The organism is Streptomyces sp. NPDC055506 (genome assembly GCF_053643595.1).
On record NZ_JBSHKH010000124.1, the window covers coordinates 1 to 10,382 of the forward strand.

The window sequence follows — 10,382 nt, forward strand, 5'->3', positions numbered from 1 at the left end:
GCCATGGGCTTGCCGCGCAGTTCCCCGCGCCCCTGAGGACATGGCCCTCAGGGGCGTTGACGCGCCCTGCCCCTGGGGGCCGCCCTCAAGGGCGTTCGCCGGCCGGGCAGGGGAGCGTCACGCGTGGTCGGCGGGGCCGTCCTCCAGCTTCTGGCCCCGCAGCAGGAACCACGCCGCCACCGCCGCGGCCAGCAGGACCGCCGCGCCGACGCCCGCAGCGAGGGCCAGGCCGTCGACGAAGGACGTGCGGGCCGCGTCCAGCATCACCGCCGAGCTGTGCGCGGGCATGCTCGCGGCCGCCTCGACGGCCCCGCCGAGCGACTCGTGGGCCGCGGCCGGGGTGCCCGCCGGGCCGGTGAAGTCGCGGTAGACGCCGGTCACGATGGAGCCGAGCACGGCGATGCCGAGGGCCGCGCCGAGTTCGTACGCCGTCTCGGACACGGCCGAGGCGGAGCCCGCCTGCTCCTTGGGCACGCTGGAGAGGATCACGTCGGCGGTCACCGTGAACGAGAAGCCGGCACCGACACCGACGACCAGGAGCGCGGTCCCGAGCAGCGGGTAGCCGGTGGACTGGCCGATCACCGTGAGCGCGGCCAGCGCGAGGCCGATCGCCGCGAGGCCCCCGGAGACAACGGCCCGCACCGAGAACCGGCGGGCCGCGCGCCCCGCGGCCAGACCGGCCACCACCGCGCCGATCGCGGCGGGCAGCTCGGCCAGTCCCGCCTCGAAGGGGCGCCTGCCCTGGACGAGTTGCAGGTACTGGGAGAGGAAGAAGACAAGCCCGGACAGGCCGAGAATGGTCAGCAGGTCAGCCAGCACGGCCCCGCTGAAGCCGCGGTGGCGGAACAGCCGCATGTCCAGCAGCGGGGCGGGGAGCCTGAGCTGACGGCGTACGAAGCCGTACAGGGCGGCCGCGCCCAGCAGACCGGCGGCCAGGGTGGCCCAGGCGAAGCCGTGGGTGGCGGCCTCCTTGATCGCGTACACGACACCGACCATGCCGACCAGCGACAGCACGACGCTGACCAGGTCCCAGGGGCCGGCGTTAGCGGTCCGCGACTCGGGCAGCAGCTTGATGCCGACGAGGACCAGGACCGCCATCACGGGCAGGTTGATCAGGAAGACCGAGCCCCACCAGAAGTGCTCCAGCAGGAAGCCGCCGACGATCGGGCCCACGGCCGTACCGGCGGAGGCGGTGGCGCCCCAGATGCCGACGGCGAGACTGCGTTCGCGCGGGTCGTGGAAGAGGTTGCGGATCAGCGCGAGCGTGGCCGGCATCAGGGTGGCGCCGGCGACGCCCAGCAGGGCGCGCGCGACGATCATCATCTCGGGGGTGGTGGCATAGGCGTTGAACACGGATATCGCGCCGAACGCAGTGGCACCGATCAGCAGGATCCGCTTGCGGCCGATGCGGTCGCCGAGGCTGCCCATGGAGACGAGCAGACCCGCGATGACGAACGAGTAGACGTCGCCGATCCACAGCAGCTGTGTGCCGGAGGGCTTCAGGTCCTCGCTGATGTAGGGGGTCGCGAGACCGAGCACGGTCGCGTCGACGGCCACCAGCAGCACGGCGAGCACGAGGACGCCGAGTGCGAGCCAGCGGCCCGGGCGCTTCACCGCCTCGGTCGCTTCAGCCGCCTGCAAGGTGCTGGTCATGATTCCTCTCTCCGTAGTGCGCCGCCGAGCAGCAGCTCGACGATCATGTGCTGGAAGTCCTTGGGGGCACCCTTGCCGCTGTGCACCATCCAGGCGCCGGAGGCCAGCAGGCCGTAGAGCGCCTCGGTGAGCCAGGCGGGGGTGAGGTCGATACGGAACTCGCCGTCGAGCTGGCCGCGCCGGAACAGTGCGGAGATCCGGTCGTCGATCAGGGCCCAGCCCGCGTTCTGCTCCTCGCCCTCGAACAGCTGGTTCTCGGTGTAGAGGAAGGCGAGCAGTCCGGCGGCGGGCTCGATGGCACCGACCAGCCGGCGTACGGCGTCGCTCGCCGTGCCCTGGTCGAGCCGGGCCGCGTCCAGTGCGGCCTCGCACTCCGCGATGCCGAGCGACTCCAGCGCGCGGACGAGGGCGTCACGCCCGGCGAAGTGGCGGTGCAGCGTGGCCCGGCTGATCCCGGCGGCCTTGGCGACCTCGTCCATGGTCGCGGTGGCTTTGCGGGTCAGCAGGGCCGCGGCGGTGCGCAGCACGTGATCAGGATCGACAGCCATGAGACAAGCATAGCCCAGATGAGACATTGATGTCTCATGCTGGGCATGCCCGTCTCATGGCTGTCGCTTTATCGCTGTCGTCTTACGGAGAGGCGATGCTGTGATGCTCAGTGCCAGGGCAGCTGCCCGCGCCGCTCCCAGTACGTGTGCGGTTCCTCGGCCAGTGCGGCGAGGCGGGTCAGCTGGTCGTCGTCGAGGTCGACGACCGCGGCGTGCAGGTTCGACGCGAGCTGGTTGGTGGTGGCCGCACCGGAAAGGATCACACCGGCCCAGGGCTGCCGCAGGATCACGGCCAGGGCGACGGCGTCGCAGCCCAGTCCGGCCTCCTCGGCGACCTGGCGCAGAACGTCAGGGGCATGCGGCCCGGCGAGCCGGCCGTTGGCCATGCCCTCCTTGACGATCACGGTGAGCCCGGCGTCGTGCGCCTCGGCGAGAGCGGGCGCGGCGGAGGTCTCCAGTGCGTTGTACGTGGACTGGACGGTACGGAAGAGGGGTTCGCCGTCGACCGTCACGGCGAGGGCGGCGCGGATCGCGTCCGCCTGGGCCGGACCGCTGGTGGAGAAGCCGATGGTGAGCCCCTGGGCGGCGGCCTCGGCGAGCTTCGCGTGCAGTTCCTTGTCGGTGAGGGCCGGGCTGTCCGGGGTCACCGAGTGGATCTGGTAGAGGTCCATCCGGTCGCCGAGCAGGGCGTCGCTCTCCGCGCGCTGCCGTTCGTAGGTGGCGAGGGTGTGGTCCTTGACCTCGTGCTTCTCGGCGTCCGTGGACCAGTCGGCGGTGTAGGTGTAGCCCCACTTGCTGCCCACGACGATGTCGTCGAAGGCGGGCCTCGCGTTGAGCCAGTCGGCGAGGAACTCCTCCGAGCGGCCGTAGGAGCGGGCGGCGTCGAAGTAGCGGACGCCTTGGGCGTAGGCGGCGTCGAGGAGTTCGTGTGTGCGGTTGCGGAGCGTCTCGACGCTGCGGTCTTCTCCGAGGTCTTCGTCTCGGCCGAGGTTGATGTAGCCCGGGCGTCCGACGGCGGCGAGGCCGAGGCCGATGTGGCAGGTGGGGGTTGTTGCTGTGGCCAGGCGGGCGAAGGGCATCGCGGGCTCCGTTTGGTCGGCTACGGCTTTCGACCAACGTAACCCCCGCGATGACCTTCGCCTGAGAGCTCGGGGCTTGTTGTGTGTTTGCGAGTGCGGGTTGTGTGTGGCTTGTCGCGCAGTTCCCCGCGCCCCCAAAGGGCGATTCCCTCAGGCCTGCTTCTTGGCCACTGCCCATTCGTGCTGGGACTCCACGTCCGCCTTCACCTCGGCCAGCTGGATCGCGACCGCGCTCGGGGCCGTGCCGCCCCTGCCGTTGCGGGAGGCCAGGGCGCCGGGGACGTTGAGGACGGTGCGGACCTCGGGGGTCAGGTGGGCGGAGATCTTGGCGAACTGGTCGTCCGTCAGGTCGTCGAGCTCCTTGCCCTCCGCCTCGGCGACCTTCACGCACTCGCCGGCGACTTCGTGGGCGACGCGGAACGGGACGCCCTGCTTGACCAGCCACTCGGCGATGTCCGTGGCGAGGGAGAAGCCGGCCGGGGCCAGTTCCTCCATGCGCTCGCGGTGGACCGTGAGGGTGGCCATCATGCCGGTGAAGGCCGGCAGCAGGACCTCCAGCTGGTCGATGGAGTCGAAGACCGGCTCCTTGTCCTCCTGGAGGTCGCGGTTGTACGCGAGAGGGAGGGCCTTGAGCGTGGCCAGCAAGCCCGTCAGGTTGCCGATCAGGCGGCCGGACTTGCCGCGGGCCAGCTCCGCGATGTCCGGGTTCTTCTTCTGCGGCATGATCGACGAGCCCGTCGAGAACGCGTCGTGCAGGGTCACGAAGGAGAACTCCTTCGTGTTCCAGATGATGACCTCCTCGGCGATCCGGGAGAGGTTGACCCCGATCATCGCCGTGATGAAGGCGAACTCGGCGACGAAGTCGCGGGAGGCCGTGCCGTCGATGGAGTTGCCCGCGGAGCCGTGTTCAAAGCCGAGGTCCTTCGCCACCGCCTCCGGGTCAAGGCCCAGGGAGGAGCCCGCGAGGGCGCCCGAGCCGTAGGGCGACACCGCCGTGCGCGCGTCCCACTGGCGCAGCCGCTCCGCGTCCCGGGAGAGGGACTGGACGTGGGCCAGGACGTGGTGCGCGAACAGAACCGGCTGGGCGTGCTGGAGATGCGTGCGGCCGGGCATCGCCACGTCGGGGTGCGCCTCGGCGAGGCCGATCAGGGCGTCCTGGAGTTCCGCGATCAGGCCGCCGACGACCCGGGCGTGGTCGCGCAGGTACATCCGGAAGAGGGTCGCGACCTGGTCGTTGCGGGAGCGGCCCGCGCGCAGCTTGCCGCCGAGGTCGGGGCCGAGCCGCTCGAGCAGGCCGCGCTCCAGCGCGGTGTGCACGTCCTCGTCGGCGATGGTGCCGACGAAGGAGCCGTCGGCGACGTCCGCTTCGAGCCGGTCGAGGCCTTCGAGCATCCTCGTCAGCTCGTCGTCCGTGAGCAGCCCGGCCTTGTGCAGCACGCGCGCGTGCGCACGCGAACCGGCGATGTCGTACGGCGCGAGCCGCCAGTCGAAGTGGACGGACGCGGACAGCTTCGCCAGGGCCTCGGCGGGACCGTCGGCGAAACGGCCGCCCCAGAGCCGGACGTCACCGCTGTTGCTGCTCACTTGCGTTGCTCCTAGAGGGGTGTGGATGTGACGCGGACCTTCAGACGCAGACCTTTATACGCCCAGGCCAGGTCCCGTGAATGCCTATGCCAGGTCGCGCTTCGCCGCGATCTTCGACGACAGGCTGTAGATGTCGATGAAGCCCTTGGCCGCGGACTGGTCGAAGGTGTCGCCCGTGTCGTAGGTCGCGAGGTTGAAGTCGTACAGCGACTGCTGTGAACGCCGGCCGGTGACGACCGCGCGGCCGCCGTGCAGGGTCATCCGGATGTCGCCGGTGACGTGCTGGTTGGCCTCGTCGACGAAGCCGTCCAGGGCGCGCTTGAGCGGGGAGAACCACTGGCCGTCGTAGACCAGCTCGCTCCAGCGCTGCTCGACGCCGCGCTTGTAGCGGGCGAGTTCGCGCTCGACGGTGACGCTCTCCAGCTCCTGGTGGGCGGTGATCAGGGCGATCGCGCCCGGAGCCTCGTAGACCTCGCGCGACTTGATGCCGACGAGCCGGTCCTCGACCATGTCGATCCGGCCGATGCCCTGGGCGCCGGCGCGCTCGTTGAGCTGCTGGATCGCCTGGAGGACGGTGACGGGCCTGCCGTCGATCGCGACCGGGACGCCCGCCTCGAAGGAGATGACCACCTCGTCCGGCTCGCGGGCGAGGGCCGGGTTCTGCGTGTACTCGTAGATGTCCTCGATCGGCGCGTTCCAGATGTCCTCGAGGAAGCCGGTCTCGATGGCGCGGCCGAAGACGTTCTGGTCGATGGAGTACGGCGACTTCTTGGAGGTCGCGATCGGCAGGCCCTTGGCCTCGCAGAAGGCAATGGCCTTGTCGCGGGTCATGGCGTAGTCGCGGACCGGGGCGATGCACTTCAGGTCGGGGGCGAGGGCGACGATGCCGGCCTCGAAGCGGACCTGGTCGTTGCCCTTGCCGGTGCAGCCGTGGGCGACGGTGGTGGCGCCGTGCTTCCGGGCGGCGGCCACGAGGTGCTTGACGATCGTCGGGCGGGACAGGGCGGAGACCAGCGGGTAGCGGTCCATGTAGAGGGCGTTGGCCTTGATCGCCGGGAGGCAGTACTCCTCGGCGAACTCGTCCCTGGCGTCCGCCACCTCGGCCTCGACGGCACCGCAGGCGAGCGCACGCTTGCGGATGACGTCCAGGTCCTCGCCGCCCTGGCCGACGTCCACCGCGACCGCGATGACCTCGGCGCCCGTCTCCTCGGCGATCCAGCCGATGGCGACGGAGGTGTCAAGACCGCCGGAGTAGGCGAGTACGACGCGCTCGGTCACGGGTTCTTCTCCTCCGTACTGCAATCACTGTCCTGCATGAGTATGCAGAGCACTGCATGATTCGTCAATCCAGCGGACACCCAGGCTCGGGGCTAGCAGCGGTTTTCGGTCAGGCCGAGAAGAATTTGAAGATCTCTTGAACGCGGGAAACCGCTTACTCGTACCTCTCGCCGAACGCAGGCGCCGCGTTTCACCACACCGAGGACACCCCCGTCCCCCGACCCCTAGTGAGGCATCCGCATGTCCAGGGCTCTTCCGAAGTACAACAAGCGTCGCGTCGCGTTCATCGGCGGCGCCGCCGCGGTGGCACTGTCCGGCACGGTGATCGCCGGCTTCGCCCTCGCCGGGGAGGAGTCGTCCGCGAGCGGTGGGACGAACGCCCGGACGCTGGCGGGCCCCGGCACCATCTCGTGCCCGGACGTCACCGGGCAGCTGCCCGCGGTGCCCGCTTCGGCGCAGGCGGAGGTCGACAGCAACCTCGCCCAGCTGAACACCCAGATCCAGGAGGCGAACAAGCGCCTCGTCGACACGGTCGGCCAGGGCGGACCCAACTTCGTCCAGAACGCCATCCTCGGCCCGCTCGAGGACAAGCGCGTCGCCGCCCTCAACCGCATCGAGACCGCCATCGGCCGCGCCGCCGAGAAGCCCGAGGGCCTCGAGGCCTTCGCGGCCTGCCAGCTCAACCAGTGAGGTGACAGGCGCCGTGGCCGCCCCGAGTGAGCGCCGGCCGGGGCGGCCACGGGCCCCCTCGCCCGTAATTCCTTAGACAGTCAAAAGACCTGCGCCCATAATCGTTTGACATGGGAAAGACTCATGAGCGCATAGAAGGCCGGCTCCGCTCGTTCATCGAGGCGCAGCCGGTCTTCTTCACCGCCACCGCTCCCCTGTCCGCCGACGGCACGGTCAACCTCTCACCCAAGGGCCTCACGGGCTCCTTCGCGGTGCTCGACGAGCACACCGTCGCCTATCTCGACTTCGCCGGCTCCAACGCCGAGACCATCGCCCATCTGCGGGAGAACAGGCGGATCACCCTGATGTGGTGCGCCTTCCAGGGGCCGCCGAACATCGTCCGTGTGCACGGGCGGGGCGAGCCGGTCTTCCGCGACGACCCGCGCTTCCGGGAACTCCTCGCCCGCTTCCCGGACATCGATCCGGCCCGGCACGGTCTGCGCGCGATCATCGTCGTGACGGCCGAACTCGTCCGCGACACCTGCGGCTACGCGGTGCCCTTCATGGAGTACGAGGCGGAGCGCGATCTGCACGGCAAGCGCTTCGCGCGCGAGGACGACGCCTCGCTCGACGCCTACTTCACCAAGAAGGAGCACATCGCGACCAGCCTGGACGGACTACCCGGGCTGCCGTTGCCGCTGCCTCCCTCTACGGTCTGAGACATGCGCCCAGGTGCCGTCGCCCTCACCGTCTCCTCCCTCCTCGTGCTCGGCGCCGGGCAGCCCGGCCGGGCGGCGCCGCTGCCGGACCGGATGGCGGACACCGGCGGCGGCACCCAGCTGATCACCGCGGTGGCCCCGAAGCGGGCCTCCACCACGGGCACGGTCACCTGGTGGGACCTCAGGGGCGGGCGGTGGGTGAGGACCGGCTCCGCGCCCGCGCGGTTCGGAGCGAACGGACTCGTCGAGGGCGCCGCCCGTGAGCAGGGCACGGACACCACCCCCACGGGCCTGTACGGACTGCCGTACGCCTTCGGCATCAAGGCCGCGCCTCGCGGGACGGCGTACGGCTACCGCCGGGTGCACCGGGACTCCTGGTGGTGCCAGGACAACGACTCCCGCTCCTACAACCGCTGGACCGAGCCCCTCGCGGCCGACTGCCGGGCCGCCGAGTCCGAGCAGCTGATCACCTACCCGGCGCAGTACGCGCACGCGCTCGTCATCGACTTCAACTACGAGCGTCCCGTCCGGGGGCGTGGCGCCGGGATCTTCCTGCATGTCAACGGGCGGGGAGCGACGGCCGGGTGCGTCTCCGTGCCGAAGGACGCCATGCGGCGGATCCTCACCTGGGCCGACCCGGCGAAGCGTCCCCACATCGCCGTCGGGACGCAGAGCGGGACCACAGCCGTCACACGCTACTGAGGCGGGGACGCCGCGCGGCCACTCGAGCGTGTTACCGCCGGTCACTCCCCTGCGCACATGACTCGGTACGCGGCTGAACACTCCCGCGTCCCGGCACGTATCTGTGGGCCAAGGGTCAAGTCCCCACGGAGGAACCGTGACCACCACGCTCGCAGGCGGCCGTGCCGCCCGTCGCCAGACGATGCGCCGCATCCGCCCGCGCCGCTCCCCGGCCGTCCCACTGCTGATCGCCCTGTGGGCGGGAGCCGCGGCCGTGCTGTGGTTGTGGTGGGACAACACACCGTCCCTCGCGGACAACGCGAGCAAGATCCTGGCCGCGGGCCGGATCACCGGCCTGCTCGCCGGCTACCTCATGGCGCTGGTGGTGCTCCAGATGGCCCGGGTGCCCGCGCTGGAGCGACGGGTGGGCACCGACCGGGTCGCGCGCTGGCACGCCATGACCGGCCGGTACACGCTCTGCCTGGTCCTCGCCCATGTCTTCCTCACCATGTGGGGCTACGCCCTGCAGGCGGGCAAGGGACTCGGCGACATCGTCCAGCAGACGACCGACTCCATCAACCAGCTGCCGGACATGGGCAAGGCAGCCATCGGCACGGGTCTGCTGTTCGTCATCGGGATCCTCTCGATCGGCGGGGTCCGCCGCATGATCGGGTACGACACCTGGTACCACGTGCACCTGCTCACCTACGCGTCGGTGTACATGACGTTCTGGCACCAGATCACGACCGGCAACGAGTTCGCCGTCGAGCCGGCCGCGAAGACCTTCTGGTACGGGCTCTACGGCGTGGTCACCGCTCTGGTCCTCTGGTACCGGATCATCACCCCGATCCGCCTGAACCTGCGGCACCGCATGCGCGTCGCGGCGGTCATCGAGGAGACCCCGGGCATCGTGTCGGTGCTGATCAGCGGACGCAAGCTGCACCGGATGGGGGCGGAGGCCGGGCACTTCTTCCGCTGGCGGTTCAAGGCGCCCGGCATGCGATTCAGTTCGCACCCTTACTCGCTGTCGGCGGCGCCCCGCCCGGACATGCTGCGGATCACCGTCAAGGCTATCGGCGACCACACCTCCCGGCTGCGTGATCTCGAGCCCGGCACCAAGGTGTGGGCCGAGGGCCCGTACGGCGCGATGACCGCGCAGCGCCGCAGCCGCGGCAAGGTGCTGCTGGTCGCGGGCGGTGTCGGCATCACCCCGATGCGGGCCCTGTTCGAGACGCTGCCGGGCGCCTCCGGCGACATCACGCTCCTGTACCGGGCCAACACCACCCAGGACCTGGCCCTGTGGGGCGAGCTGGCCAAGATCGCCGACGAGCGCGGCGCGCGGCTGATGTACGCGGTCAACAGCCCCGACGGCGAACGCCCCGACATCTCCGCGGAGTCCCTGCAGCGGAAGATCCCCGACGTCGACGACCACGACGTCTTCATGTGCGGGCCGCCCGGCTTCGCGCAGTCGGTCTACGAAGCACTGCGCGGCGCGGGAGTCCCCGCCCGCCGTATCCATCACGAGTCGTTCGAGATGTGAGCGACGGGACATCAACGGCCCTTCAGGAGCTTGAGAAACGATGAGGAAGTCTCACCCCGTCCGGCGTGCCGTGCTCGCCGGCGCAGCCACCGTCTCCGGGATCGTGCTGCTGCTGTCCATGAAGCCGGCCTCCGACCCGGGTTCCGCCCAGGCTGCCGGGCAGGCTCCTCCGGCGGCTGCCGGGCAGGCGCCGCAGGGCGGCGTGAACGGCGCCGTCACCGGTGACGCTCAGCAGACCCAGTACGGCCCGGTGCAGGTCCGGCTGACCATGAGCGGCGGAAAGATCACTCAGGCCGAGGCGGTCCAGGCTCCCAAGGGCGGACGCAGCGACCAGATCACCGCCAGCTCGGTGCCGCGCCTCAACCAGGCGGCGGTCGCCGCGCAGAGCGCGGAGATCGACGCCGTCTCGGGCGCCACCTACACCAGCGCCGGCTACAAGAAGTCCCTCCAGTCGGCTCTGGACAAGGCCAAGGCCGCGGGCGGCGCCGGGCAGGGCTCGGGCAACGCACAGACCCTCACCGGCGATGCCGTGCAGACGCAGTACGGCCCGGTCCAGGTCCGGGTCACCGTGGCCGGCGGGAAGATCACCAAGGCCGAGGCGGTCCAGGCCCCCAAGGGCGGACGCAGCGAC

The 10,382-nt window shown here is 70.5% G+C and carries 9 protein-coding genes and 1 pseudogene; 5 read left to right on the plus strand and 5 right to left on the minus strand.

Annotated elements, in window-relative coordinates; genetic code table 11:
* Window positions 1–117: 117 nt before the first annotated feature.
* The 5 genes from ACWIF2_RS32735 to ACWIF2_RS32755 all read right to left on the minus strand — a co-directional run bounded on the left by ACWIF2_RS32735 (window position 118) and on the right by ACWIF2_RS32755 (window position 6,142).
* Window positions 118–1,653 (minus strand): MFS transporter, encoded by a 1,536-nt coding sequence (locus ACWIF2_RS32735; protein WP_454364517.1) that lies wholly within the window; start codon window positions 1,651–1,653, stop codon window positions 118–120.
* Window positions 1,650–2,201: a TetR/AcrR family transcriptional regulator gene (locus ACWIF2_RS32740; protein WP_454364518.1), complete on the minus strand. Its 552-nt coding sequence runs from the start codon at window positions 2,199–2,201 to the stop codon at window positions 1,650–1,652. Before ACWIF2_RS32740 ends, ACWIF2_RS32735 begins: the two co-directional genes overlap by 4 nt.
* A 107-nt stretch (window positions 2,202–2,308) precedes the next feature.
* On the minus strand, window positions 2,309–3,280 hold the full coding sequence (locus tag ACWIF2_RS32745; protein ID WP_454364519.1) for an aldo/keto reductase: 972 nt from the start codon (window positions 3,278–3,280) through the stop codon (window positions 2,309–2,311).
* Between the two features lie 150 nt (window positions 3,281–3,430).
* Window positions 3,431–4,864, minus strand: a complete 1,434-nt coding sequence (argH, locus tag ACWIF2_RS32750; protein WP_454364520.1) for an argininosuccinate lyase — start codon at window positions 4,862–4,864, stop codon at window positions 3,431–3,433.
* A gap of 84 nt (window positions 4,865–4,948) precedes the next feature.
* Window positions 4,949–6,142 (minus strand): argininosuccinate synthase, encoded by a 1,194-nt coding sequence (locus ACWIF2_RS32755; RefSeq protein WP_454364521.1) that lies wholly within the window; start codon window positions 6,140–6,142, stop codon window positions 4,949–4,951.
* 240 nt (window positions 6,143–6,382) lie between these two features.
* Here ACWIF2_RS32755 and ACWIF2_RS32760 point away from each other — a divergent pair.
* From ACWIF2_RS32760 to ACWIF2_RS32780, 5 genes and pseudogenes are all read left to right on the plus strand, one after another.
* Window positions 6,383–6,826: pseudogene (locus ACWIF2_RS32760) on the plus strand (hypothetical protein); the annotation flags it as partial.
* 116 nt (window positions 6,827–6,942) lie between these two features.
* On the plus strand, window positions 6,943–7,530 hold the full coding sequence (locus ACWIF2_RS32765) for a pyridoxamine 5'-phosphate oxidase family protein (RefSeq protein WP_454364522.1): 588 nt from the start codon (window positions 6,943–6,945) through the stop codon (window positions 7,528–7,530).
* Window positions 7,531–7,533: 3 nt separating this feature from the next.
* Window positions 7,534–8,232 carry a L,D-transpeptidase family protein gene (locus tag ACWIF2_RS32770; protein ID WP_454364523.1) on the plus strand — a complete coding sequence of 233 codons (699 nt, stop codon included), beginning with the start codon at window positions 7,534–7,536 and terminating at the stop codon, window positions 8,230–8,232.
* A gap of 136 nt (window positions 8,233–8,368) precedes the next feature.
* Window positions 8,369–9,751 carry a ferredoxin reductase family protein gene (locus ACWIF2_RS32775; protein WP_454364524.1) on the plus strand — a complete coding sequence of 461 codons (1,383 nt, stop codon included), beginning with the start codon at window positions 8,369–8,371 and terminating at the stop codon, window positions 9,749–9,751.
* A gap of 40 nt (window positions 9,752–9,791) precedes the next feature.
* The coding region (locus ACWIF2_RS32780) for an FMN-binding protein (protein WP_454364525.1) at window positions 9,792–10,382 on the plus strand (591 nt) is incomplete at its 3' end.